Genomic DNA, 25266 nt, shown 5'->3' with positions numbered 1-25266 from the left:
GAATGATGGACTTTAAGTACGCATGGCCCTTGCCGAAGACAGACTGATTGACGAGCCAGGCTTCCGCATGTCGGAAGCGACGGCGGGCGATTTTTTCGCCCTGCTGAAGCCGCGCGTCATGTCGCTGGTGGTGTTCACCGCGTTTGTCGGCATGGTCGCCGCCCCGGTAACCATCAATCCGCTGCTGGTGGTGATCGCGATCCTGGCTATTGCCATTGGAGCTGGCGCGTCCGGTGCGCTCAACATGTGGTACGACGCAGACATCGATGCGGTGATGACGCGCACCGCCGGCCGTCCCGTGCCGGCCGGCCGCATCCGGCCAGGCGAGGCATTGAGTTTCGGGCTGGTGCTGTCGGTTCTGTCGGTGATGACGCTCGGCGTGCTGGTCAACTGGTTGGCCGCATCGCTTCTGGCCTTCACCATCTTTTTCTATGCCGTCATCTATACGATGTGGCTGAAGCGCTGGACGCCGCAGAACATCGTCATCGGCGGTGCTGCCGGCGCCATTCCGCCGGTCATCGGCTGGGCGGCGGTAACCGGATCGGTCAGCCTCGAAAGCTTGGTGCTGTTCCTGATCATCTTCCTGTGGACGCCGCCGCATTTCTGGGCGCTCGCGCTGTTCAAGTCGGAGGACTACGCCAAGGCAGGCATTCCGATGATGCCGAATGTCGCCGGCCATCCCGCGACCAGGCGCCAGATCTTTGCCTATGCGCTGGTCCTCGCGCCGGTTGGCGTGCTGCCATGGGTTCTTGGCTTCACTACGCCGGCCTATGGCATCGTTGCGTTGCTGCTCGGCGTCGGCTTCCTATGGTATGCGTGGAAGGTGCTGCAAATGGCCGATGACGACAGGGCGATGAAGCCGGCCAAGGCCTTGTTCGGCTATTCGCTGCTTTATCTCTTCGCCATCTTCGCCACCTACCTTGGCGATTGCGTCGTCGCGCGCGCGCTGACCGTCGGCGGAGCATGAGCATGGCCGAAAAGAAGCTTGAACTGGTCACGCTGACCGAACGTCAGCAGAAGGCGCGCCGCAATCGCTCGGCCGCAATCGGTTTCGCGCTGGCGGCGCTGGTCGTCATATTCTACGTCGCGACCATCGTGAAATTTGGCCACAGTTTCCCTGGCTCGATGTGAGCTGACGATGACCAGGCAAACAGTCACCGATCCTACGAAGAAGAATACGAACCGCGTCGTCGCTGCCGTCTGCATCGCGTTCTTCGGCGGCATGATCGGCATGGCTTACGCCGCAGTGCCGCTCTATGCGATGTTCTGCCAGGCGACAGGCTACGGCGGCACCGTCAAACGGGCGACCCAGCAATATGCCGATCGGGTGCTCGACCGCGACATCACCATCCGCTTTGATGCCAACACCGCCGGCGTTCCCTGGCAATTCCAGCCGGTCGACCGCTCGATCACCATCAAGATCGGCGAGACCGCCGAGGCGCATTTCAGCGCGACGAACAAATTCAGCCGGCCCATCACCGGACGCGCCACCTTCAATGTACAGCCTGAACTGGCCGGACCTTACTTCAACAAGGTCGAGTGTTTCTGCTTCACCGACACGACGCTGAAGCCGGGCGAGACGCTGGACATGCCGGTCGTGTTCTATGTCGATCCCGACATCGTCAACGCGCCGGAATTGAAGGATTTGAGGACGATTACCCTGTCCTACACGATGTTCCCGGTCGACAAGACCAAGCCGGTCGCATCATCGGTGCCGGCCGACGGCCGCCGCAACAAGATTTCAGATACCGAAGCAAGCCTCGGGGGTTGATATGGCAGACGCACACGCAAAACCACAGCATGACTATCATCTCGTCGACCCGAGCCCGTGGCCTTTCCTGGGCTCCGTCGGGGCACTGGTGACCGCGATCGGCGGCGTCTGTTACATGCAGTATCTCAAGGGCGGCGATTTCCCGATCTTCGGTTTCAACATTGCCAATCCGTGGCTGTTCTTCATTGGCCTTTTGATCGTCATCTACACGATGTTCGCTTGGTGGTCTGACACCATCAAGGAGGCGCATGAGGGTCGCCACACCCGCGTCGTGTCGCTGCATCTGCGCTACGGCATGATCATGTTCATTGCCTCCGAGGTGATGTTCTTCGTCGCCTGGTTCTGGGCCTTCTTCGACGCCAGCCTGTTTCCGGGCGAGGTCCATCAATACGCCCGCACCGCCTTCACCGGCGGCGTCTGGCCGCCCAAGGGCATCGAAGTTCTCGACCCCTTCCATCTGCCGCTCTACAACACCGTCATCCTGCTTTTGTCGGGCACCACGGTGACATGGGCGCATCACTCGCTCATCCACGGCGACCGCAAAGGCCTGATCAATGGCTTGGTGCTGACCGTCGGCCTCGGCATGCTGTTCACCATGGTGCAGGCCTACGAGTACATGCACGCGCCGTTCGGCTTCAGGGATTCAATCTACGGCGCCACCTTCTTCATGGCGACCGGCTTCCACGGCTTCCACGTCATCATCGGCACTATCTTCCTGCTGGTCTGCCTGATCCGCGCCATGAAGGGCGACTTCACGCCCAAGCAGCATTTCGGCTTCGAGGCCGCCGCCTGGTACTGGCACTTCGTCGACGTGGTGTGGCTGTTCCTGTTTGCCTCGATCTACGTCTGGGCATCGAACGGCGCGATGATCGAACCGCATTGAGATCGACCTGAGGAAATCGACAAGGCGGCTGCGGCGACGTGGCCGCCTTATCTTTTGCGGCAAATGCTCCTAGGATGATCGCATGAGCGACGACAAGGCGATCTGGCCACCAATCGATCCGATCTCGGCCGGCCTGTATGGCCGCTGCCCGCGCTGCGGCGAGGGCAAGCTGTTTTCGGGATTCCTCACGGTCGGCAATCGCTGCACCAATTGCGGCCTCGATTATTCCTTCGCCGATGCCGGCGACGGGCCGGCGGTGTTCGTTATCCTGATCATCGGCTTCATCGTCGTCGGCCTGGCGTTGTGGACGGAGGTGACGCTCAATCCGCCGCTCTGGCTGCATCTGCTGCTGTGGATTCCGCTGACGCTGGTGCTTTGCCTGGCGGCGCTCCGGCTGATCAAGGGGGTGCTGCTGACGCTGCAATACCGCAACAAGGCGGCCGAGGGCCGGCTGGACCGCGGCGAATGAGCGAGGCATCAGGTTTGATGGCCGGCCGGTCGCCGCCCAAGCGCGCATTGGCGCTCGGCCTGGGTATCATCGTGTTTTTGATCCTGCTGGCGCTCGGCACCTGGCAGGTTCAGCGCCTGCACTGGAAAGAGGGCCTTCTCGAGACGATAGACCAGCGCACGCATTCGGCGCCCGTGCCATTGGCCGAGGTCGAAAAGCGGTTTGCTGCCACCGGCGACGTGGACTACACGCCGGTAACGGTGACCGGCACTTTCCTGCATCAAGGCGAGCGGCATTTCCTCGCCACCTGGGAAGGCCAGTCCGGTTTCGATGTCTTCACGCCGCTGCAGCTCGACGATGGCCGTTTCGTACTGATCAACCGCGGCTTCGTGCCTTACGATTTCAAGGACCCAGCCAAGCGGCCGCAGGGGCAGGTAACGGGCGAAGTGACGGTGACGGGGCTCGCCCGCAACCCGCTGCCGGCCAGGCCCTCGATGATGCTTCCCGATAATGATCCGCAGAAGAACATCTTCTACTGGAAGGATCGTGATGCGATGGCCTCGAGCGCCGGCCTGCCGGCAGGTGCGGCGCTGGTGCCGATCTTCATCGATGCGAACGCCACGCCCAACCCCGGCGGGCTGCCGGTCGGCGGCGTCACCGTCATCGACCTGCCGAACAGCCATCTGCAATATGCGATAACCTGGTACGGCCTTGCCGCCGCCCTTGCCGGTGTCCTTATCTCCTGGCTCCGCCGCCCGGCGAAAGACCAATGATCGCCGCCACTACCCTTGACAGGGCAGGGCCGCGCACCTCATTTCGCGCCTAGAGCTCAGAAGTCACAGTCCGATCAACCGGCCTACAATCAGCGTAAGATGCAATCATGCTTCACACAAAGCCACCGCTGACCATCCGGCTTTGCCAGCCGCGCGGTTTCTGTGCCGGCGTCGACCGTGCCATCCAGATCGTCGTGCTGGCGCTGAAGAAATATGGCGCGCCGGTCTATGTCCGCCACGAGATCGTGCACAACCGCTACGTCGTCGAAGGGCTGCAAAGCCTCGGCGCGGTGTTCATCGAGGAGCTCTCCGAGATCCCGCCCGAGCATCGCCAGAGCCCGGTCGTCTTTTCGGCGCATGGCGTGCCGAAATCGGTGCCGGCCGACGCCCAGTCGCGCAACCTCTTCTATCTCGACGCGACTTGCCCGCTGGTCTCGAAAGTCCACAAGCAGGCAATGCGCCATCAGCGGCTTGGCCGCCACGTGCTTTTGATCGGCCATGCCGGGCATCCCGAGGTGATCGGCACAATGGGCCAGTTGCCGGATGGCGCGGTCACTCTGATCGAAACCGAAGCCGACGCCGCAAGCTTCGTTCCTGCAGACCCGCAGGCGCTCGGCTTCGTGACCCAGACGACGCTGTCGGTCGAGGACACCGCTGGTATCATTCGCGCCCTGCAGCAACGTTTTCCCGAGCTGCACGCGCCGGCGGCGGAATCGATCTGTTATGCCACCACCAATCGCCAGGAAGCGGTCAAGGAAACAGCGGCCGGCGCCGATCTCTTCCTGGTTGTCGGCGCACCTAACTCCTCCAACTCGCGGCGCCTGGTCGAAGTGGCCGAGCGCGCCGGCGCCTCGATGTCGCTTCTCGTGCAGCGCGCCTCCGAAATTCCGTGGAATGAGATTGCCGGCATTTCGACGCTCGGCCTGTCGGCGGGCGCCTCGGCGCCGGAGATCATCGTCGACGAGATCGTCGATGCGTTCAGGCAGCGCTTCGACGTGACCATCGAGCTGGCCGTAACAGCGACGGAGACGGAGGACTTTCCGGTGATGCGGGTGTTGCGCGATGTCGAACTGACGGCCGCCGACATGGCCTTCGTCAACGGGGCCGCGTAACAACGATGGCGGTCTACACCGACGTCAACGAGGGCGAGCTCGGCGCATTCCTCAGGAACTATCCGGTCGGCGACCTCCTGTCCTACAAGGGCATCGCCGAAGGCACCGAAAACTCGAATTTTCTGCTGCACACCAGCAGCGGCTCCTATATCCTGACGCTTTACGAGAAGCGCGTCGACAAGGCTGACCTGCCGTTCTTTCTCGGCCTCATGGCCCATCTCGCCAGAAAGGGCATTTCTTGTCCGCTCCCGGTCACCGCACATGATGGCAGTGTGATTGGAACACTTGCTGGTCGGCCGGCGGTCATCATCACCTTTCTCGAAGGCCTGTCGCTGCGGCGGCCGACGGCCGCGCATTGCGGCGAGGTCGGCAAGGCACTGGCGGCACTGCATCTCGCCGGCGCGGATTTTCCGATGACCCGCCCCAACGCCCTTGCCATCGATGGCTGGCGCAAGCTGTGGAATGCCGCCCGCGCCCGCGCCGACGAGGTCGAGCCGGGACTGGCGGCCGAGGTCGATGCCGATTTCGCCGATTTCGGGCGGAACTGGCCGAACGGTCTGCCGCAAGGCATCATCCATGCCGATCTTTTCCCGGACAATGTGTTCTTCCTCGGCGAGAAACTGTCCGGGCTGATCGACTTCTATTTCGCCTGCAACGACCTCTACGCCTATGACGTTGCCACGTGCCTGAACGCCTGGTGCTTCGAGAAGGATTTTTCCTTCAATCTGACCAAGGGCACGGCGCTGCTTGCCGGCTACCAAAGCGTGCGGCCGTTGAGCAGTGACGAGAAAGCTGCGCTGCCGATGCTGGCGCGCGGCTCGGCGCTGCGCTTCATGCTGACCCGGCTCTACGACTGGCTGACGGTTCCGGACGGCGGGCTGGTGATGAAACGCGACCCGACCGAGTATATTCGCCGGATGCGCTTCCACCGGGCGATCAACTCTCCTTCCGAATATGGACTGACATGACCAAGCGCGTTGAAATCTTCACCGATGGTGCCTGTTCGGGCAATCCCGGGCCTGGCGGCTGGGGCGCAATCCTGCGCTTCAACGGCGCCATCAAGGAGCTCCATGGTGGCGAGGCTCTGACCACCAACAACCGCATGGAGTTGTTGGCGGCGATCTCGGCGCTCAACGCGCTCAAGGAGCCTTGCGTCGTCGACCTTTATACCGACAGCAACTACGTCAAGGACGGCATTTTCGGTTGGATCGATGGCTGGAAGCGCAACGGCTGGAAGACCGCCGCCCGGCAGCCGGTGAAGAATGCCGAGCTGTGGCAGCAGCTCGACGCGGCGCGCAACCGCCATCAGGTCACCTGGCATTGGGTCAAGGGCCATGCCGGCCATCCTGAGAACGAGCGCGCCGACGAATTGGCGCGGCTCGGCATGGCGCCATTCAAGACGAAGTCGGCGAAACCCGTGCTCGCGTCCGAGCCGCCGAAGGAAGGCACCCAGTCCAGGCAATCGGCGGCCAAGAAGGTTCGGCGCTCGACCCAGAGTTATTGATCCGGTTGAACTGGCGTGTCAGCGGATCAGGAGGGCGGTGCCGAACAGTCCGATGGCAAACACCGTATGCGACACAAGATTGAGGGCGCGGACCTGCATCGGATTGGGCCGCTTCGAAGCGGCCCAGCCGGCGCCCATGCCGGGCGCCAGCAGAAACCACCCGGCGCCGACGGTGACGATGCCGAGGATAAAGGCCGGCAGGAAGGTCGGCGCGGTGAGCCAGGCCGTCCCGGCCAGCACGACCAGTATGATGCCGTAGACGATGCCGACAGCATAATGAAAGGCCCAGCCAAGTACTGATTCATGCGGGTAGGGCGAGGCCTTGCCAATGTCGTCATGGAAGACCTTGCCTTCCCGGAGATGCCAGACCCAGCGGCCGACCAGCCCCCAGTTCGGCCGCGGTTGGGCAAAGGCCTTGCTCAGGAAAATCGCCCAGACATCCATAAGCGCGGTTGCGCCGATGCCGATCGCGACGCTGCGCCAGACGATGTCAGACATAATCGAGGTCGCCAAAAGCAAGCAGTCCCGAAGGGCCGACACATGGCCCCGAAAACCGGGTCGGCTTTCGGAAGGATCATGCGCCGATGCAAAAGTCAGCGTCCTTTGGACGTTGAGCGCTAGAAGGCGCCCCGCCGCCGTCCCAGGCCTAAGCTGTCGCCAGGACGGAAAGCTGTCCGAGAATGTGAGCCGCACCGGACTCATCGACGCCGGGCTTTGTCTCGACATTGAGTGCGGTGACCTTGCCGTCCTCGACGATCATCGAAAAACGCTTCGAGCGCAGCCCCATGCCGCCGCTGGAGAGGTCGGCGTCGAGGCCGACCGATTTGGCGAAATCGCCATTGCCATCGGCAAGATAAAGGATTTTGCCTTCACCGCCGCTGAAGCGGGCCCAAGCCCCCATGACGTGAACATCGTTGACCGAGACAACGGCGATAGTGTCGACGCCGCGCGCCAGGATGGCGTCGTAATTGTCCAGGTAGCCGGGCAGATGATTGTTGCTGCAGGTCGGCGTGAAAGCGCCTGGAACGCCAAACAGCACCACCGTCTTTCCTGAGAATATCTCGCCCGTCGTGATCGGCTTTGCACCGTCGGCGGTCATTGTCTTGAAGGTCGCATCGGGCAGTTTGTCGCCAACGGAGATCGTCATGATGGTCCTCGTTTGGAAATGGAAGGGAGTGTCCTTGCGATAGCGAATTAAGGCGCGCCCGGCAACCGTCCAGACGTTGGCATCACGGGAATGGCAACAGGCCTTCGACCGCGCCTGCGGCACTTGTCAGTGTGTAGTGCAGGCCGCCATCCGTTGGCGTTGTCGACGGCCTGTCGAGGATCGGCACAGTAAAGATCAGCTTGCCATCCTTTTCGCTGCGTGCCGGGGCACCGAACATGTAGTCGCGTTCGCCGGCAACGAAGAAGTCGGCGCCCTCGGGGCTGCCCGGAAAGCTCGCTTCGACAATCAGCGTTTCGTGGTCGCCCGGCAGTACGTTTATGCCGAAATCGGGCGTTGCCGTGGCGGGCAGGGTGGCAAGGCCTGCCTTGACCAGTGCCGCATCCTCGGCGTTGTCCGGATCGGCGCCGGGATCGACGGTCAGCCTTGTTTGCACAGGGATGCAGATGGTTTCGCAGATGCCGAGGAAAATGTCCGCATCGATGACGGCCGGCTGGCCGGGCGTGGCAAGCGTGAACGTCACCGGCAACGAAACCGGGTGGTCGTAGCCGGCCCATTTGCCATAGCCGTCGTCATGGCGCTGCGGCGGCGGAAACAAAAGCGTCGCGTCGGCAATGTTGGTGCTGGCCGAGACGTCGATCTGTGGCGGCACGCCCGCATCGCCCGGATCGCGCCAATAGGTTTTCCAGCCGGGCTTCAGCGCAATGTCGAGGACGCCCTGGAGACGTCCGGCCTGGTCGGCTTTGCCGCTCGTCACCAGCCTCACCCTGCCGCCTTCGCTGTTGTACCAGGCCGACGAGGATGCTGAGGCTGGGAGGCCGGTCGCCGATCCAATGGCCGCACCAAGCAGCAGGATTTTCAAGCTTTGCATGACGGTGATTTGATTGTCCGTTGATGGCCGCACAATGATTTCATGACGCAGCCGGCATCATATTTGCGTGACCTTCGATTTACGAGCCTGATCAAATCGAGCGCCGCCCATCTTTTCGACGCTTCGGAAACGCGTTACGCTGGCGCCATGGATTTGTTGCGCCATAAAAGGACGGCCACAGGACCCGGCTTTCTCGACGACCAGTTCCTGATCGCCATGCCCGGCATGAAGGATGACCGCTTCACGCGCTCTGTCATCTACATTTGCGCGCACAGCGACGAAGGTGCGATGGGGCTGATCATCAACCAGACGCAGCAGATGCTGTTTCCGGACCTGCTCGTGCAACTTGGCATCATGAATGAGATGGAGGCGATCCGTCTGCCGGCGCCGGCGCGCGACTTTGTCGTGCGCAATGGCGGACCGGTGGATCGCAGCCGCGGCTTCGTTCTACATTCGGGCGACTACCGGGTGGAATCCTCGCTCGCCGTGTCCGACGACGTCTGCCTGACCGCGACCGTCGACATTTTGCGCGCCATCTCCTCCGGCCGCGGACCCCGGCGGGCGCTGATGGCTCTCGGCTATGCCGGCTGGGGTGCGGGCCAGCTTGAAAACGAGATCGCCGAGAATGGATGGCTGACTTGCCCGGCAAGTGCCGAGCTTCTGTTCGACGCCGACATCGACCGCAAATACGACCGGATCCTTGCCTCGATCGGCATCGATCTCGCGCATCTCAGCCTGGCTGCCGGTCACGCCTGAGCCCTCATCACGTCCCAGAAACTTGTCACGCTTGAGTGAGCGGATACTGTTCCTTCAGCGTCTTCAGCACCTGGTCGCCGGGCATCGGCGCGCCGAACATGAAGCTCTGCACGTATTCGCAGCCCATCTGCCGTAGCTCCAGCGCATCGCTTTCGTCCGAAATGCCTTCGGCAACGACCGACAGGCCGAGCTCATGCGCCATGTTGACCATCGATTTGAGCAGCACCGCGCGTTTCGGCGTCGCGTCGTCGACGAAGCTCTTGTCGATCTTGATGGTGTCGAATGGAAAGCGCGTCAGATAGGCCAGCGATGAGTAGCCGGTGCCGAAATCGTCCAGCGACAGGCCAATGCCAAGCTGCTTCAGCTTGGTCAGCACATGGGCGGTCTGCTCGGGATTGTCCATCACCAGCGATTCGGTGAGTTCGAGCCGGAAGCAGCGCGGTTTCAGGTTGGCTCGCGCGATCACCGAGCGGACGTCGCTGACCAGGTCGCGGCGGATGAGCTGACGGCTGGACAGATTGACCGAGACCGACAGCGGCGCATCGCCGATCTGCTTTTGCCATCCGGCCAGGTCTTCGGCAGCCTGCTGCATGGCGAACAGCCCAAGCTGCACGATCAGGCCGCAGTTTTCGGCAACCGGAATGAAATCCGCCGGCGGGATCATGCCGCGCCGCGGATGGTCCCAGCGCAGCAACGCTTCGAAGCCGGCAACGCTGCCGTCCTCCAGCCGCACGATCGGCTGATAGGCAAGCGTGAATTCGCGTCGCTCGATGGCGCGGCGCAGGTCGGACTCGAACTGCAGCCGGTCGGTGCCGACGGTGCGGAAGGCGGGCCGGAACGGCTCGATCCTGTCGCCGCCGAAGCGCTTGGCCTGATGCATGGCAAGCTCGGCATCCTTGACCATGTCCTCGGCCGAGGTCTGCGTGGACGTCCAGGTGATCAGACCGATCGAGGCGGTCAGCACGATCTCGCGCTTGGCGAAGGTGATCGGGTTGTTGATGGCGTGCTTGATGGCATCGGCAATGGCCGCGATGCGAGCCGGATCCTGCTCCGACAAAAGCATCAGCGCGAACTGGTCGCCGGCAAAGCGCGACAGCGAATCCTTCGGCTTGAGCAGCCGGTGCAGCCGCCGCGCTATGGTCAAAAGGATGGTATCGCCGGCCGAGATGCCGAGCCCGTCATTGACCTGCTTGAAGCGATCGATGTCGATGACGAAGACGGTCGGGCGCACCTTCTCTTCGGTGCGGGCGATCGAAATGATCGCCTCCAGCCGGTTCATGAACAGCTCGCGGTTGGGCAAGCCGGTCAGATTGTCGTGCACGGCGTCGTGCAGCAGCCGTTCCTCGGACTTCTTCTGCTCCGTCACGTCGACCATGGTGCCGACGCAGCGGATGACCTCGCCGTCCGAGCCGATCACCGGCCGGGCGCGCAGCGCAAACCAGTGATAGTGCCCGTCGGCGCCGCGCAGGCGGAAGTTTTGCGACACCCGGCCACGCCGGTGCTCGAGCACCACGTCGAGCGTCGTGCGAAACGTGTCGCGGTCGTCGGCATGCAGCACCGGCAGCCAGTTGCGGGCGGGACCGCCGAGACTGTTGGGAGCAAGGCCGAGCTGAATGCTGACGTCGGGACGAGTGACGACCCGGTCGCGCAGCACGTCCCAGTCCCACACAGTATCGCCCGATCCGGCAACCGCCAGCGCCTGCCGCTCGAGATCGGAGAACAGGCCCTGATGCAGGGCGCCGCCAGCAAAAGCGTGCTGCATCACCGTGAAGCCGATCAGCAGGATGATGAGGATCAGCCCGCCGCCCAGCGCCGGCTGGGCGATATCGTTGTCCAGCATGCCGGTGATCGCCATCCACGATCCGCATAGCCACAGCAGAACCATCACCCAACTGGGCACGAGCATGATGGCGCGGTCGTAACCGCGGATACCGAGGAAGATGATCAGGCCGAGCCCGGTCAGTGCGGTGGCGGCGAAGGACAGCCTGGCAATGCCGGCGGCAACCGCCGGATCGATGATGGCGACGCCGGCGATCAGCACCAGCCCGAGAATCCAGACCAGCGCGCCGTAGCTGAAATGGCCGTGCCACCGGTTGAGGTTGAGATAGGCAAACAGGAACACCACGAAGGTCGCCGCAAGCGCCACCTCCGTTCCGGCGCGCCACATCTGCTCGTTGCCCGGGGATATTTCTATGATCTTGTTAAGAAAGCCGAAATCGACGCAGATATACGCAAGCACCGCCCAGGCAAGGGCCGCCGTCGCCGGGAACATCGAGGTCCCCTTGACGACGAAAAGAATGGTCAGGAACAGCGCCAGCAGGCCGGCGATGCCGATGACGATGCCACGAAACAGCGTGTAGGAATTGACCGAGTCCTTGTAGGATTCAGGATCCCACAGATAGACCTGCGGCAGCTTGGGCGAGGCGAGCTCGGCGATGAAGGTGATCACCGTTCCGGGGTTCAACGTCACCCGGAACACGTCGGCGTCGGGGCTGGTCTGGCGGTCGAGCGCAAAGCCTTCGCTGGGCGTGATCGCAGCGATACGGGTCGAGCCGAGATCCGGCCAGAACAGGCCGGAATTCACCAGCCGGAAATGCGGTGCGACAATCAGCCTGTCGAGCTGCTGGTCGGTGGTGTTAGCGAGCGCGAACACCGCCCAGTCGCCGGTCGAGCGCGCGTCATTGGCCTCGACCTCGATGCGCCGCACGATGCCGTCCGGGCCGGGTGCCGTCGAGACCTGGAAATTCTCGCCTTGGTTGCGGTAGATTGCGACGGCGCCCGAAAGGTCGAGCGCCACGTCGTCGCGGGCGATCTTGATCGGTTCGACCGCAAACGCTGACGATGCCGCGCAGAGCGTGACGATTGCCGCCAGCATAAAGGCAAGCAGCGACCCGTTGCGCAGAAAATTCGTCAAAAATCAGTCCTTTGTTCCAACGCCCGGCGGATCGTCCGCGATTCGGGCATATAGGTAATGGTCCTGCCAGATGCCGTTGATCCTGAGATAGGATCGTAGCAGTCCTTCGCGCCGGAATCCGGCTTTTTCAAGCACGCGGATCGACCGGGCATTATCGGGGATACAGGCAGCTTCGATCCGGTGCAACCGCAGCGTTTCGAAGGCGAAACGCGTCACCACCTTGACGGCATCGGTCATCAGGCCGCGTCCGCTGAAGCGCTCGCCGATCCAGTAGCCGATATGGCCGCTTTGGGCGACCCCGTGGCGGATATTGCCGAGGGTGATACCGCCGGCCAGCTTGCCGCTGCTTTTCTCGAAGATGAAGAAGGCGATCGCCGTCCCCTGCGCGTAGTCCTCGCGGTAGCGGCCGATACGGTGCCGCCACGCCGTGCGGTCGAGCTCGTCAGGCGTCCATCGCGGCTCCCACGGCTCGAGGAAGGCGCGGCTTTCACTGCGCAGCACCGACCACTCGCGATAGTCGTTGGTCAGCGGCACGCGCAGCGTGACCAGCTCGCCCTTCAGTGCCGGCAGGTCGCGGCGAAAGAAAGGGAGCGCGAACACGATGCTCGAATGGGCTTAGACGGCAAGCTTACGGGCGGTGGTCTGCGTGCCCGAAAGCGAATCGAGGATCGCCTCATAGGGCGCGAGCGTACCCACCGGCCCGACAGCTGTAAGCGTCGGCTTGGTCGAAAAAAGCCGGGACGACAGATCCGTCAGCCGCTCGACAGTCAACGCCGACAGGCGCTCCATCAGCTCTTCCTTGGCAATCGGCCTGCCGAACAGAAGCAACTGCCTGGCGATCTGCGAGGCGCGGCTGGCCGGGCTCTCGGCCGACATGATCAGCCCGGCGCGGTATTGCGCACGCGCCCGGTCGAGCTCCTCCTGCAGGATGTTTTCGCCGGCCTTTTGCAGCTCGTCGATGACCACAGGCACCAGCTCGGCAATATCGCTTTGTCCGGTCGCGGCATGGACCCCGAAGACGCCGGTGTCGGAAAAACCCCAATGGAAGGCATAGACCGAATAGCACAGGCCGCGTTTTTCGCGGACTTCCTGGAAAAGTCGCGACGACATGCCGCCGCCGAGGATCATCGACAGGACCTGGGAGGCATAGAAATCGCGGACGTGATAGGCGCGGCCCTCGAAACCCAGCACGATCTGGGCGTCCATCAGGTCGCGGTCCTCGCGAAAATCGCCGCCGACATACTGCGCATATTGCGGGATGGTGCCGTCGGCCTTGCCGCGGAAGCTGCCGAGACGCTTTTCGACCTCCCGCACGAAATCGTCGTGCTTGATATCGCCGGCCGCCACCATCACCATGTTCTCGGCGCCGTACTGTCGTTCGATGAAGTCGTGCAACTGCTTCGAAGTGAAGGATTTGACGGTTTCCGGCGTGCCGAGAATCGAGCGGCCGATAGTCTGGTGGCGAAAGGCGGTCTCGGTAAAGTGATCGAAAACGACGTCGTCGGGCGTATCGTGCGCGGCGCCGATCTCCTGCAAAATCACATGCTGCTCTCGTTCCAACTCCTGCGGATCGAATTCGGAGTCCTGCAGGATGTCGGAAAGAATATCGACCGCCAGCGGCACGTCGTCGCTCAGAACCCTTGCATAATAGGAGGTCGTCTCGACGCTGGTGGCGGCATTGATCTCACCGCCGACGTCCTCGATCTCCGAGGCAATCTCGAAGGCGCTTCGCCGCCTGGTGCCCTTGAAAGCCATGTGCTCGAGCAAGTGCGCCATTCCGTGCTCTTCGTCACGCTCGTTGCGTGCGCCCGACTTGACCCAGGCGCCAAGGGCAACAGATTCGAGGCTTGGAAGGGTTTCGGTGGCGACTGTCAGGCCGTTCGACAGACGGCTTACCTCAACACCCATATGGCAATTACTCCCTAACGCGCCGCCCGCGTGTGGCGGCCGAGATAATCTTCCACCATTTTCAGGTCGGATGGAAGTACCGTGTATTTTTCCTCGGCGCTCATCAACCCGCCTAGCCATGCAGGCAGGGCAGGCGACACGCCGCTGGCGGCTTCGACCGCGGCGGGAAACTTTGCCGGGTGCGCAGTGCCCAGCACCACCATCGGCACCTCACCCGCAGCCTTGCCGGCGGCCACATGCACGGCCGCGGCCGTATGCGGGTCGAGCAGATACCCGCTCGCCGCTAGTGTGGTGCGGATGGTGGCGGCGACCTCGTCCATGGTGGCGCGGCCGGCGTCGAATTCGGAGCGGATCTTGGCGATTTCGCCAGCCTCGATGGTGAAGGCGCCGGACTGCTTGAGCCCGTTCATGTAGCGCCGCACGGTCGAGGCATCGCGGCCGGACGCTTCGAACAGCAAGCGTTCGAAGTTCGAAGACACCTGGATGTCCATCGAGGGCGACGTGGTCGAAAAGACCCCCTTCATGCGGTATTCGCCGGTCGCCAGCGTGCGCGCCAGAATATCGTTGTCGTTGGTGGCGATGATCAGCCGTTCGATCGGCAGCCCCATCTTCTTGGCGGCATAGCCGGCAAAGATGTCGCCGAAATTGCCGGTCGGCACGGTGAAGGAAACCGGTCTGTCGGGCGCGCCGAGCGACAGCCCGGAGGAGAAATAATAGACGATCTGGGCCATGATGCGGGCCCAGTTGATCGAATTGACGCCCGACAGCGATACCCGGTCGCGAAAACCGTGGTCGTTGAACATGTCCTTCACCAGGCCCTGGCAGTCATCGAAATTACCTTCGATCGCCAACGCATGGACGTTTGCGGCGGTCGAGGTCGTCATCTGCCGCTGCTGTACCGGCGAGACGCGGCCATGCGGGAAAAGCACGAAGATGTCGGTGCGGTTGCGCCCGGCAAAGGCATCGATGGCGGCCCCTCCGGTGTCGCCGGAGGTGGCGCCGACAATGGTGGCGCGCTGGTCGCGCTCGGCCAGCACATGGTCCATCAGCCGCGCAAGAAGCTGCATCGCCACGTCCTTGAACGCGAGCGTCGGGCCGTGGAAGAGCTCGAGCACGAAGCTGTTCGGCCCGGTCTGCACCAGCGGGCAGACGGCCTCATGGCGGAAGCTCGCATAGGCTTCGCGCACCAGCCGTTCAAACACCGGCGGCGCGATCTCGCCGCCGAGGAATGGCGACAGCACACGGATAGCAAGATCGGGATAGGCAAGGCCGCGCATGGCGCGGATCTCGGCTGCGGAAAAATGCGGCCAGGCGCTCGGCAGGTAGAGCCCGCCGTCGCGCGCCAGTCCGGCCAGCACCGCGTCGGAAAATCCAAGCGCGGGCGCTTCCCCGCGGGTACTCACATATTGCATCGTTACGTTTCCATTGCTGCCGGGAATTTTGGCCCGCCGCGAGGTGGTGGATTTCTGCGCGGGCTCAGTCGCATTTTTGCCGCGCGGTTGATATACGTCACCGGCTTTGCGAGAGGGAAGTGCAGTTCATGGCGTTTCATTCATTCAACGGTCGTTTTGTCGCGGGTCTGGGGCTCGCAGGCTTTATGCTTGCCGCCGCCGGCTGCCAATCGAGCGACAATGGTATTCTCGGCTTCGGCAAGAAGGACACGACGCCGCCACCGCCACCCGATCCCAAGGTGCTTTCCAGCCAGCTGCAGGCCTATTGCCCGAAAGTGACGTTGCGTGACGGCACCGCTTTCTTCAATACCTACGCCAAGAGCGGTCCGAAGCCGAAGAAAAAAACCGATGTCGCCGCCGAGGAAGCCGCGCAGCCGGCAACGGACGCGGCTGGCGTCGATCAGCCGGACGATTCCGCCAAGATCATCTATCAGGCTTCGATCACCGATGTGACCCGCGACTGCAGCCGCGCCAACGGCTCCTTGTCGATGAAGATAGCCGTCGCCGGCAAGGTCGTGCCTGGCCCGATGTTCACCCCCGGCACCATCACCATGCCGATCCGCATCGCGGTGATGCACGGCACCGAAGTCCTCTATTCGCAGCTTCACTCCTATCAGGTCCAGGTTACCGATCCTTCGAGTGCCACACAGTTCGTCTTCACCGATTCCAACGTCGTCGTTCCGGAGCCGACGGCGAAGGACTACCAGGCATATGCCGGGTATGACGAGGGCGCTCCGAAAGTAGCGACAGACAAGCCAAGGAAGAAGAAAGCCGCCGCGACCAACTAAGCCGCTGCATTCGCGCCACGGCGGCTGGAGGCGGCCTCTCACGCGTCCGCCGACCATTCCGACAGCGCGGCGATCACGCTTTTCAGTTCCGCCCAGCGGCGGATGACCGTTTCCGCGCCGGCCTCGGTCAGCGCATCGGCGTGGCCGGGATAGCTGTGCGCCGCGCCGGTAAAGCCGATGACGCGCATTCCCGCCGTCTTGGCGCCGGTGACGCCATGCACCGAATCCTCGATGACAAAGGTGTTCGCCGGATCGGCCTTGAGCTTTTCCGCGGCGAACCGAAACACGTCCGGCGCCGGCTTGGTTTTCCCGGTCGGGGTTTCCAGCGAGGAAAAGATCCGGCCGGCAAAGAACGGCAAAAGCTGCACCTTCTCCAGCATGAATTCGATCCGCTCAGAACGCGAATTCGAACAGACGCAGCGCGGCACTGCTACCGCGGCGACAGCTTCGTGCGCTCCGTCAATGGCACGCACGTCGCTGCGCAGCCTACGATCGACAAGCTGTTCCTCCTTGTCGATCAGGGAGGCCTGGAACGGGATCCGGGACTTTTCCTCGACCCGCATCATGATGTCCTTGAACGTCAGCCCGGCATAGACCTCGGAGATCTCCTCGGCCGATATCTCGTAGCCAGCCGAGGTCAAAAGCTCGGCATCGATACGCGCGGCGATGATTTCGGAATCGACGAGCACGCCGTCGCAATCGAAGATGACAAGATCTGGCTGGGGCATGGCGATCCGGGAAGCGGGATGAGGGGAATGCCGAGAGGGCCTTTGGTCAAAACGGCTCAGGCGGCGCGGCATACACCAACAGGCCCGGCTTCGCAAATTCGGCGTGCTGCTTCACTGAATATTTACGCTGATCGGTAACCATAACGGACAGTAAACAGTAACGCGTGCCTTGGGTGTCACAATGTCTGCCGTGCGTCTTCTCGACGACCTTTCCGATGCTCCCCAGCAATCCGAGTGGCTGGATACGATCCTGAAAGGCGACTGCGTCGCCGCGCTCGAACGGCTGCCGGAAAAGTCGATCGACGTGATCTTTGCCGATCCGCCTTACAATCTGCAGCTCGATGGCGATCTGCACCGGCCCGACCAATCCAAGGTCGATGCCGTCGACGACCATTGGGACCAGTTCGACAGTTTTGAGGCCTACGACGCCTTCACCCGCGCCTGGCTGCTAGCGGCGCGCCGCGTGTTGAAGCCCAACGGCACGATCTGGGTCATCGGCTCCTACCACAATATTTTCAGGGTCGGCGCCAAGATGCAGGACCTGGGCTTCTGGATCCTCAACGACGTCGTCTGGCGCAAGACCAATCCAATGCCCAATTTCCGTGGCCGCCGTTTCCAGAACGCGCATGAGACGATGATCTGGGCATCGCGCGACCAAAAGGGCAAGGGTTACACATTCAACTACGAGGCGCTGAAGGCGTCGAATGACGACATTCAGATGCGTTCCGACTGGCTATTTCCGATCTGCACCGGCGGCGAGCGTCTGAAGAACGACAATGGTGACAAATTGCATCCGACGCAGAAGCCGGAAGCGTTGCTTGCCCGCGTCATGACGGCATCGACCAGGCCGGGCGACATCGTGCTCGACCCCTTCTTCGGTTCAGGTACCACCGGGGCTGTGGCCAAGCGGCTTGGCCGCCACTTCGTCGGCATCGAGCGTGAGCAGGCCTATATCGATGCCGCCATGGAACGTATCGATGCGGTCCGGCCGCTGGAAGGCGCCAATTTGACGGTGCTGACCGGCAAGCGGGCTGAGCCGCGCGTCGCATTCGTCACGCTTCTCGACAATGGCTTGGTGGCGCCCGGCGCCACGCTCTACGACGCCAAGAAGCGCTGGGCGGCAAAAGTGCGTGCCGATGGCACGCTGGCGATTGGCGACAGTGCCGGGTCGATCCACAAGATCGGCGCTCACGTCCAGGGGCTGGACGCCTGCAACGGATGGACCTTCTGGCATTATGAGCGCAGCGGCGGTCTGACACCGATCGACGAGCTTCGCCGCATTGCGCGGCTGGGCATGGAGCGGGCAGGAGCCTGAGGCTCCGAGTTGCGACAGATCGGTTGTGCGAAGGCTCACCCAACCTCTGGAAGCGATTCAAATCACACTTTGATCCCAAGGCGCTCAAGGTCCGCCCTGAGCGTCTTTGCATCGGTGAACAGCACAGCCTGCCAACCGGCCGCCTTGGCGCCGTCGACATTCTTCTGGCTGTCGTCGATGAACAGCGTGGCTGCCGGATCGAGGCCGAACGCGGCGACGTGGTGATCGTAGATGGCGCGATCCGGCTTGATCTGGCGGATGTCGCCCGACACGGTCACGCCACGCGGCCTATTGAGGAAATCGAACCGCTCGCGGGCCTCGGCAAGCGTATCGGCCGCGAAATTGGTCAGCATCGTCACGTCGTGGCCGCTCTCGATCAGCCCGATCATGATGGCGACGCTGTCCTCATAGGCATGAGGCACCATCTCGTGCCAATGCCGGCGGAAATTGCGGATGTTTTCGGCATGGTCGGGATACTGAGCGATTGCCAGCGCTTCGGCCTCTTCCCAGCTGCGGCCGCGGTCCTGCTCGATGTTCCAGTCATGCGTGCAGACATTGTCGAAGAACCATTTCCGTTCGTCGGGATCGGGGATCAAGCGGCTGAAGGGCAGGTTCGGATCATAGTGGATCAGCACTTTGCCGATGTCGAAAACGATGTGGCGGATTTCGGACATTCTTCTCTCTTTCAATGCGGCCGCTGCTTTTTCGTCGCGCCCGGTATCGCCGCTTCGATTACCTTCTTCATGACGCTCGGCAGCGCCTCCCCGGAAATTTCATGGGCCAGCGACCAGAAATGCCCGGCCGGGGCGGCACTGTCGGTCTCCGCCTTGAACACGTCGAGTTCAAGCGCAAAATGGGTAAAGATATGGCCGATGCGTCCGGCCTGCCGCCAGTCGCCGGGGAACGGGGCTGCCGCCGCCGTGGTGGCGCCATCGATCCGCGCGGTCCAGCCGGTCGTCGGCACTTCGGTCATGCCGCCCAGCAGGCCTTTATCCGCGCGCTTGCGCAAAAGGATGGCGCCGTCGCTCCTGACGGCGACGAAGGCAGCGCCGCGGCGCAAGGGTTTCTCGGCCTTGGGCAGGCGGACCGGAAAGCGCTCGGGATCGCCCGAGATTGTGGCGCTGCAATCCTGCCTGACGGGGCAGAGCATGCAGCGGGGCCGGCGCGGCGTGCAGATCGTCGCGCCCAGGTCCATCATCGCCTGCGCGAAGTCGCCGGGCCTTGTCGGGGGAACCATGCGTTCGACCTGGCCGCGTATCTCGCCCTTGGCGTCGCCCAGCGGCGTGGCGATCGAATACAGCCGTGAGACGACCCGTTCGACATTGCCGTCGACGACCGCGGCTGGTCGGTCGAAGGCGATCGCCGCGATCGCCGCCGCCGTGTAGGCGCCGATGCCGGGCAGTTCCCTCAAGCCGGACTCGCTGTCCGGAAAGCGGCCGCCTTGCCGCGCGACGAGATCGGCGCAGGCTTTGAGGTTACGGGCGCGGGAATAATAGCCGAGCCCGGCCCAGGCCTTCATGACGTCTTCGGTCGGTGCCGCCGCCAGTGCCTCGACAGTTGGCCATTTCTGCACGAAAGCCCGAAAATAGGATTTTACCGCCTCGACCGTGGTTTGCTGCAGCATCACCTCGGAAAGCCAGACCAGATAGGGATCGGGCTGGGCGCCGCCTGCCAGCGTGCGCGGCGGAACGCGCCACGGCAGCTCGCGGTGATGCGCGTCGTACCAGCCAAGCAGCCGGAACGCGATCTCGCCATTGTCTCCGGATACGGCCTTGCGGGTCTGGTCGTGCAGTGCCATTGATCGAGGGTCGGCCCTAATCCACTGATGCTGAGCTGGAGAACGCACATGGCAGGGAAAAGGCCCTTCGGCAATCCCGTTCCGGTTAGCGATCTCGCAACCGAGATCCTCGACCCGGTGCTGCGCAAGCGGGCCGGCATGTCGATCGGGCTGGTCCAGTCGTGGGAAGAGATTGCCGGACCGCGGCTTGCCGGCCGCTCGCGCCCGGAAAAGATCCAGTGGCCGCGCCGCATGCACGAGGACGATCCGTTCGAGCCGGCTGTGCTGGTGATTGCCTGCGAGGGTGTGGCGGCACTGCATCTGCAGCACGAGACCGGCGAGATCATCAACCGGGTCAATGCGTTTCTCGGTTTCAATGCGATCGGCCGGATCAGGATCGTGCAGAAGCCGGTAATGGCGGGCAAGGAAAAGCCGAAACCCAGTTTGCGGCCGCTGACCGTGGCGGAGAAGGCGAAGCTGTCGGGCACTGTCGGTTTGATCGAGGACGGCGGGCTGCGCGCCTCATTGGAGCGGCTTGGCGCCACCATTCTTGGTCAAAAGAAGCCGTGATCTCGCGCTATCGTGATGGTATGCCCGGATTTGGCGATTGGAATAGGGGCGGTAATGCCTTAATTCGCGCCAACTCTCGCTTTTTGTAGCCTTTGCATTGCAAAATCCAACTATTGCCAGGTGATTCGTATGCTTCGTTCCTTGTCCCGCAGACACCTTTTGACTTCGCTGGCCGCAATACCAGCGGCGGCCCTGCTTGCCGCCTGCAGCGACTCGGGCGAGAAAGCCAAGGCGCAGGATGTGAAACCTGCGGCTCCGGCGGAACCTGCGAAGCCGGCCGCTCCGGCCGCCGCCAAAGCGCCTGAAGCTCAGGGCACGGTGGATATGGCAGCCTTGTTGAAGCCCGGCGCGCTGCCCGACATGCAGCTCGGCAAGGATGATGCAAAGGTCACTATCGTCGAATATGCATCGATGACCTGCCCGCATTGCGCGCATTTCGCCGAGACCACGTTTCCGGAGCTGAAGACGAAATATATCGACACCGGCAAGGCCCGTTACATCCTGCGCGAGTTTCCGTTCGATCCCAGTGCCGAGGCCGGTTTCATGCTGGCGCGCTGCTCCAAGGACAACTATTTCCCGATGGTCGACGTGCTGTTCAGGCAGCAGGCGAACTGGGTTGGTGTGAACAATACCAAGGACGCACTGCTGCAAATCGCCAAGCTTGCCGGTTTTACACAGGAGTCCTTCGAGGCCTGCTTGACGGACCAGAAACTTCTAGACGATGTGAGATCCGTCCAGAAGCGCGGCGCCGACGAATTCAAGGTCGATTCCACACCGACCTTTTTCATCAACGGAAAGACCTACAAAGGGGCGATGTCGATTGCGGAAATGTCGGCCATCATCGACCCTCTGCTCTGACGTTTCGGCAGTGCCGAAGCGGCGTCGCTTCGGCGTACGCACTTCTTTGTCTTGCCGCGGGTTCTCCTTGCAAAACCCCGGAACAGTGTTGCGAAACTTGGCTATGGGCCGGCGCGAATGAAGTTCTCGCGCCTTCGCCTGCTCGGCTTCAAATCCTTCGTAGAACCCGGCGAGTTCGTCATCGAACGCGGCCTGACCGGCATCGTCGGGCCGAATGGCTGCGGCAAGTCGAACCTGGTCGAGGCGCTGCGCTGGGTTATGGGCGAAAGCTCCTACAAGAACATGCGTGCGTCCGGCATGGACGACGTCATCTTTTCCGGTTCCGGAACACGACCGGCCCGCAACACCGCTGAAGTCACGCTTTTTCTCGACAACAGCGACCGTAGCGCGCCCTCGGCCTTCAATGATGCAGACGAGTTGCAGGTTTCGCGCCGCATCGAACGCGAGGCGGGTTCGCTCTACCGCATCAACGGCAAGGAAGCCCGCGCCAAGGATGTGCAGCTGCTATTCGCCGACCAGTCGACCGGCGCGCGTTCGCCGTCGATGGTCGGGCAGGGCCGCATCGGCGAGCTGATCCAGGCAAAGCCGCAGGCGCGCCGCGCGCTGCTGGAAGAGGCGGCCGGAATTTCCGGTCTGCACACACGGCGCCACGAAGCCGAGCTGCGGCTGAAGGCGGCGGAACAGAACCTCGAAAGGCTGGACGACGTCGTCGGCGAACTGGAAAGCCAGATCGAAAGCCTGAAACGCCAGGCCCGCCAAGCCTCGCGCTTCAAGAACCTGTCGGCCGACGTCCGCAAGGCCGAAGCGACGCTGCTGCATCTTCGCTGGACGCTGGCCAAGACGCAGGAAGGCGAAGCGCGTTCGGCGCTGGCGATTGCCACCGCGCTGGTCGGCGACCGTGCCGCCGCCCAGATGGCTGCCGCCAGGGAACAAGGCATCAACGCCCACCGGCTGCCGGACCTGCGCGATGCGGAAGCCGCCGCCGCCGCAGCCTTCCAGCGTCTGTCGATCGCCAAGGCGCAGATCGAGGAAGAGGCAGGCCGCATCCGCGCCCGCCAGGCAGAGCTCGACCGCCGACTGCAACAGCTTGATGGCGACCTTGCCCGCGAGCAGCGCATGGTCCGCGACAATGCGGATATTCTCGAACGTCTCGCGGCCGAAGAAGCCGCGCTCGACGCCGAAAACGCCGGCGCCGCCGAGCGTGAGGCCAGCACCCGCGCGGCTTTCGAGCAGGCGGCATCGACGCTTGCCTCGAGCGAGGCCAGGCTCGCCGCGCTGACCGCCGAACGGGCGGAGGCTGCCGCCTCGCGCAACCAGATCGAACGGACGCTGCGCGACACCGCTGAGCGCCGCGACCGCTTTGGCCGCCAGCTTGCAGATGTCGACCGCGAATTGTCGGAGGTCGTCTCCAGGGTCGCCGGCCTGCCCGATCCCGCCGAGAAGCGGCTGCTGGTCGAACAGGCGCTGGCACTGCTCGAAGGGGCCGAGGCAGCGGCGATCGCAGCCGAACGGGCGGTCGCCGAGGCGCGTGCGGGCGAAGGTGCTGCCCGCCCACCGGTTCAGGACGCAAAGGCCGAGCTGGCGCGGATCGAAACCGAGGCCCGCACGCTTGCCAAGATCCTCAACGCTGCGAGCGGCGACTTGTTTCCCTCGGTGCTGGAGCAGATCAGCGTCGAGCGCGGCTACGAGACGGCGCTGGGTGCCGCACTTGGCGAAGATCTCGACGTGCCGCTCGACCGCAGCGCGCCGGTGCATTGGGGCCAGAGCGAAATCCAGCCCGGCGACGCCGCGTTGCCCGAAGGCATAAAGAGCCTCGCCAGCGTGGTGCGCGCGCCGGCGCAGCTGGCCCGCCGGCTGGCCCAGATCGGCATTGTCGAAGCCGCCGACGGAAGAAGGCTGCAGACGCTGCTTGCTCCCGGGCAGCGATTGGTCAGCCGCGAAGGCGCGCTGTGGCGCTGGGACGGCTTTACCGCCAGCGCCGATGCGCCGACCGCTGCCGCGCAGCGGCTGGCGCAGAAAAACCGGCTGGCCGAACTCGACGCCGAAGCCGTCCATGCCACCCGCATACTGCGCGACGCCGAACAGGCTCTTGCCCGGGCCGAACAGGCGCTTGCCCAGGCGAGCGAAGCCGAACGCTCCGCTCGACAGGCCGGGCGCGACGCCCAGCACGGGCTGGACGCTGCTCGCAATGCGCTGGCCGAGGCCGAAAAGGCCGGCGGCGAACTGTCGAGCCGGCGTGCAGCACTTGACGAGGCGCGCGCCCGCATTGTCGACAGCCATGAGGAAACGGCGACAGCATTCGTCGAGGCGGAAATGCTGCTGCAGGACGCGCCCGATCTCGGCGATCTGCAGTCGCAACTCGACCAGTCGGCCGCCAACGTCGCCCGCGACCGCGCCGCCCTTGCCGATGCGCGCGCCGTTCACGAGGGCCTGAAGCGGGAAGCCGAGGCACGTGCGCGCCGGCTCGACGCCATCGGCGCGGAACGGCGCAACTGGGTGGAGCGCGCCGAAAACGCGTCGACGCAGATCACAGCGCTCGGCGAACGCAAGGCCGAGGCCGAGGCCGAGCGCGAGCGGCTGGCCGACGCCCCCGACGAGATCGACGCCAAGCGGCGCGCCTTGCTGTCGCAGCTCGCCGAGGCCGAAAGCCTGCGCAAGGCTGCCGGCGACCGCTTGCAGGAAGCGGAGAACCGGCAGTCCGAGCTGGACAAGGCTGCGACCGCTGCCATCCAATCGCTCGCTGAAGCGCGCGAAACGCGTGTTCGCGCCGAAGAGCGGCTGACCGCCGCCGACGAGCGTCGGCTGGAAGTCGAAGCGCGCATCCAGGAAACGCTGAACACGCCGCCGCATCTGGTGATCCGCCACACCGGCCTCGAACCCGACAGCCCGATGCCCGAAATGGCCGAGATCGAGCGTCAGCTCGACCGGCTGAAGGTCGAGCGCGAACGGTTGGGCGCCGTCAATTTGCGCGCCGAGGAAGAGCAGAAGGAACTGTCGGACCGGCTGGAGACCATCGTTTCCGAGCGCGACGACATCATCGAGGCGATCCGTAAGCTGCGGCAGGCGATCCACAGCCTGAACCGTGAAGGCCGCGAGCGGCTGCTCGCTGCCTTCGAGGTGGTCAACGGCCATTTTCAACGGCTGTTTTCGCATCTGTTCGGCGGCGGCACCGCCGAGCTGCAACTGATCGAGTCCGACGATCCGCTCGAAGCCGGGCTCGAGATCCTGGCGCGACCGCCCGGCAAGAAGCCGCAGACGATGACGCTGCTGTCCGGCGGCGAGCAGGCGTTGACGGCGATGTCGCTGATCTTCGCCGTGTTCCTGACCAACCCGGCGCCGATCTGCGTGCTCGACGAGGTCGACGCGCCGCTCGACGACCACAATGTCGAACGCTTCTGCAATCTGATGGACGAAATGGCCGCAACCACCGAAACGCGCTTCGTCATCATCACACACAACCCGATCACGATGGCGCGCATGGACCGGCTGTTCGGGGTAACCATGGCCGAGCAAGGCGTCAGCCAACTGGTGTCGGTTGACCTGCAGGCGGCCGAAGCCATGCGCGAGGCAAGCTGACGCATCAGCTTAATGGTGGTCTCCACCTCGGCTTTCGACTATAGCACGACGAAATGGGCTGGATCTGCCGCTCCAGATACCGGCCCGGCTATGCGCGT

25 protein-coding genes are annotated in these 25266 nt (G+C 63.4%); 15 read left to right on the top strand and 10 right to left on the bottom strand.

Annotation, left to right across the window (positions count from 1 at the left end; genetic code table 11):
- Positions 1-22: 22 nt before the first annotated feature.
- The 9 genes from NKJ12_RS06175 (at position 23) to rnhA (ending at position 6491) form a co-directional block, all read left to right on the top strand.
- A complete protein-coding gene (locus NKJ12_RS06175) occupies positions 23-967 on the top strand; it encodes a heme o synthase (protein WP_352701607.1) in 945 nt (314 codons plus the stop codon).
- The gene (locus tag NKJ12_RS06170; protein WP_023674135.1) at positions 964-1131 is read left to right on the top strand and encodes a cytochrome c oxidase system small membrane protein; all 168 of its coding nucleotides are present in this window, start codon (positions 964-966) and stop codon (positions 1129-1131) included. The genes NKJ12_RS06175 and NKJ12_RS06170 overlap by 4 nt, the downstream gene beginning before the upstream one ends.
- Positions 1132-1138: 7 nt before the next feature.
- Positions 1139-1771, top strand: a complete 633-nt coding sequence (locus NKJ12_RS06165; RefSeq protein WP_352476673.1) for a cytochrome c oxidase assembly protein — start codon at positions 1139-1141, stop codon at positions 1769-1771.
- A 1-nt stretch (position 1772) separates the two neighbouring features.
- Positions 1773-2654: a cytochrome c oxidase subunit 3 gene (locus tag NKJ12_RS06160; RefSeq protein ID WP_254818455.1), complete on the top strand. Its 882-nt coding sequence runs from the start codon at positions 1773-1775 to the stop codon at positions 2652-2654.
- Positions 2655-2736: 82 nt separating this feature from the next.
- Positions 2737-3123, top strand: a complete 387-nt coding sequence (locus NKJ12_RS06155) for a DUF983 domain-containing protein (protein WP_352701606.1) — start codon at positions 2737-2739, stop codon at positions 3121-3123.
- Positions 3120-3875: an SURF1 family protein gene (locus tag NKJ12_RS06150; RefSeq protein ID WP_352701605.1), complete on the top strand. Its 756-nt coding sequence runs from the start codon at positions 3120-3122 to the stop codon at positions 3873-3875. Before NKJ12_RS06155 ends, NKJ12_RS06150 begins: the two co-directional genes overlap by 4 nt.
- A gap of 107 nt (positions 3876-3982) precedes the next feature.
- Positions 3983-4987 carry a 4-hydroxy-3-methylbut-2-enyl diphosphate reductase gene (gene ispH / locus NKJ12_RS06145; RefSeq protein ID WP_254818458.1) on the top strand — a complete coding sequence of 335 codons (1005 nt, stop codon included), beginning with the start codon at positions 3983-3985 and terminating at the stop codon, positions 4985-4987.
- Between the two features lie 5 nt (positions 4988-4992).
- Complete coding sequence (locus NKJ12_RS06140) at positions 4993-5955, top strand: homoserine kinase (protein WP_352701604.1); 963 nt, start codon at positions 4993-4995, stop codon at positions 5953-5955.
- A complete protein-coding gene (rnhA, locus tag NKJ12_RS06135; protein ID WP_352701603.1) occupies positions 5952-6491 on the top strand; it encodes a ribonuclease HI in 540 nt (179 codons plus the stop codon). The genes NKJ12_RS06140 and rnhA overlap by 4 nt, the downstream gene beginning before the upstream one ends.
- Before the next feature lie 18 nt (positions 6492-6509).
- On the opposite strand, the gene NKJ12_RS06130 is transcribed toward rnhA, so the two are convergent.
- The 3 genes from NKJ12_RS06130 to NKJ12_RS06120 form a co-directional block, all read right to left on the bottom strand.
- Positions 6510-6989 carry a DUF2938 domain-containing protein gene (locus tag NKJ12_RS06130; RefSeq protein WP_352701602.1) on the bottom strand — a complete coding sequence of 160 codons (480 nt, stop codon included), beginning with the start codon at positions 6987-6989 and terminating at the stop codon, positions 6510-6512.
- A 148-nt stretch (positions 6990-7137) separates the two neighbouring features.
- Positions 7138-7638, bottom strand: a complete 501-nt coding sequence (locus NKJ12_RS06125) for a peroxiredoxin (protein ID WP_352688974.1) — start codon at positions 7636-7638, stop codon at positions 7138-7140.
- Positions 7639-7720: 82 nt separating this feature from the next.
- Positions 7721-8527 carry a protein-disulfide reductase DsbD domain-containing protein gene (locus NKJ12_RS06120; protein ID WP_352701601.1) on the bottom strand — a complete coding sequence of 269 codons (807 nt, stop codon included), beginning with the start codon at positions 8525-8527 and terminating at the stop codon, positions 7721-7723.
- A 147-nt stretch (positions 8528-8674) separates the two neighbouring features.
- On the opposite strand from NKJ12_RS06120, the gene NKJ12_RS06115 reads away from it, so the two are divergent.
- Positions 8675-9283, top strand: coding sequence for a YqgE/AlgH family protein (locus NKJ12_RS06115; RefSeq protein ID WP_254818656.1), 609 nt, complete (start codon positions 8675-8677; stop codon positions 9281-9283).
- A 25-nt stretch (positions 9284-9308) separates the two neighbouring features.
- Here NKJ12_RS06115 and NKJ12_RS06110 read toward each other — a convergent pair whose 3' ends face one another.
- From NKJ12_RS06110 to thrC, 4 genes are read right to left on the bottom strand one after another with little or no spacing between them, the layout of a single operon-like run.
- Positions 9309-12197: an EAL domain-containing protein gene (locus tag NKJ12_RS06110; protein ID WP_302895658.1), complete on the bottom strand. Its 2889-nt coding sequence runs from the start codon at positions 12195-12197 to the stop codon at positions 9309-9311.
- A gap of 3 nt (positions 12198-12200) precedes the next feature.
- Complete coding sequence (locus NKJ12_RS06105; RefSeq protein ID WP_254818464.1) at positions 12201-12797, bottom strand: GNAT family N-acetyltransferase; 597 nt, start codon at positions 12795-12797, stop codon at positions 12201-12203.
- A 15-nt stretch (positions 12798-12812) separates the two neighbouring features.
- Positions 12813-14105 (bottom strand): M16 family metallopeptidase, encoded by a 1293-nt coding sequence (locus NKJ12_RS06100; protein ID WP_352701599.1) that lies wholly within the window; start codon positions 14103-14105, stop codon positions 12813-12815.
- Positions 14106-14119: 14 nt separating this feature from the next.
- A complete protein-coding gene (gene thrC / locus NKJ12_RS06095) occupies positions 14120-15517 on the bottom strand; it encodes a threonine synthase (RefSeq protein ID WP_352701598.1) in 1398 nt (465 codons plus the stop codon).
- 128 nt (positions 15518-15645) lie between these two features.
- On the opposite strand from thrC, the gene NKJ12_RS06090 reads away from it, so the two are divergent.
- Positions 15646-16344 carry a hypothetical protein gene (locus NKJ12_RS06090; protein ID WP_352701597.1) on the top strand — a complete coding sequence of 233 codons (699 nt, stop codon included), beginning with the start codon at positions 15646-15648 and terminating at the stop codon, positions 16342-16344.
- Between the two features lie 38 nt (positions 16345-16382).
- Here the strand turns inward: NKJ12_RS06090 and NKJ12_RS06085 are convergent, their stop codons facing one another.
- Positions 16383-17072: an HAD family hydrolase gene (locus NKJ12_RS06085; RefSeq protein WP_254818468.1), complete on the bottom strand. Its 690-nt coding sequence runs from the start codon at positions 17070-17072 to the stop codon at positions 16383-16385.
- Positions 17073-17253: 181 nt separating this feature from the next.
- Between NKJ12_RS06085 and NKJ12_RS06080 the strand changes: the two genes are divergently transcribed.
- The gene (locus tag NKJ12_RS06080) at positions 17254-18387 is read left to right on the top strand and encodes a site-specific DNA-methyltransferase (protein WP_352476683.1); all 1134 of its coding nucleotides are present in this window, start codon (positions 17254-17256) and stop codon (positions 18385-18387) included.
- A gap of 62 nt (positions 18388-18449) precedes the next feature.
- Here the strand turns inward: NKJ12_RS06080 and NKJ12_RS06075 are convergent, their stop codons facing one another.
- Both NKJ12_RS06075 and mutY read right to left on the bottom strand, forming a co-directional pair.
- A complete protein-coding gene (locus NKJ12_RS06075) occupies positions 18450-19061 on the bottom strand; it encodes an HAD family hydrolase (protein ID WP_352645940.1) in 612 nt (203 codons plus the stop codon).
- 11 nt (positions 19062-19072) lie between these two features.
- The gene (gene mutY, locus NKJ12_RS06070) at positions 19073-20185 is read right to left on the bottom strand and encodes an A/G-specific adenine glycosylase (protein WP_352701596.1); all 1113 of its coding nucleotides are present in this window, start codon (positions 20183-20185) and stop codon (positions 19073-19075) included.
- A 48-nt stretch (positions 20186-20233) separates the two neighbouring features.
- Between mutY and NKJ12_RS06065 the strand changes: the two genes are divergently transcribed.
- The 3 genes from NKJ12_RS06065 (at position 20234) to smc (ending at position 25168) form a co-directional block, all read left to right on the top strand.
- Positions 20234-20734, top strand: coding sequence for a DUF721 domain-containing protein (locus NKJ12_RS06065; protein ID WP_352701595.1), 501 nt, complete (start codon positions 20234-20236; stop codon positions 20732-20734).
- Positions 20735-20863: 129 nt separating this feature from the next.
- Complete coding sequence (locus tag NKJ12_RS06060; protein WP_352701594.1) at positions 20864-21592, top strand: DsbA family protein; 729 nt, start codon at positions 20864-20866, stop codon at positions 21590-21592.
- Positions 21593-21709: 117 nt separating this feature from the next.
- Positions 21710-25168, top strand: a complete 3459-nt coding sequence (gene smc / locus NKJ12_RS06055; RefSeq protein ID WP_352701593.1) for a chromosome segregation protein SMC — start codon at positions 21710-21712, stop codon at positions 25166-25168.
- The last annotated feature ends 98 nt before the right edge of the window (positions 25169-25266 follow it).

The organism is Mesorhizobium sp. M0195, from assembly GCF_040322115.1.
Taxonomy (GTDB): Bacteria; Pseudomonadota; Alphaproteobacteria; order Rhizobiales; family Rhizobiaceae; genus Mesorhizobium.
This window is presented reverse-complemented; position numbering and strand designations above follow the sequence as displayed.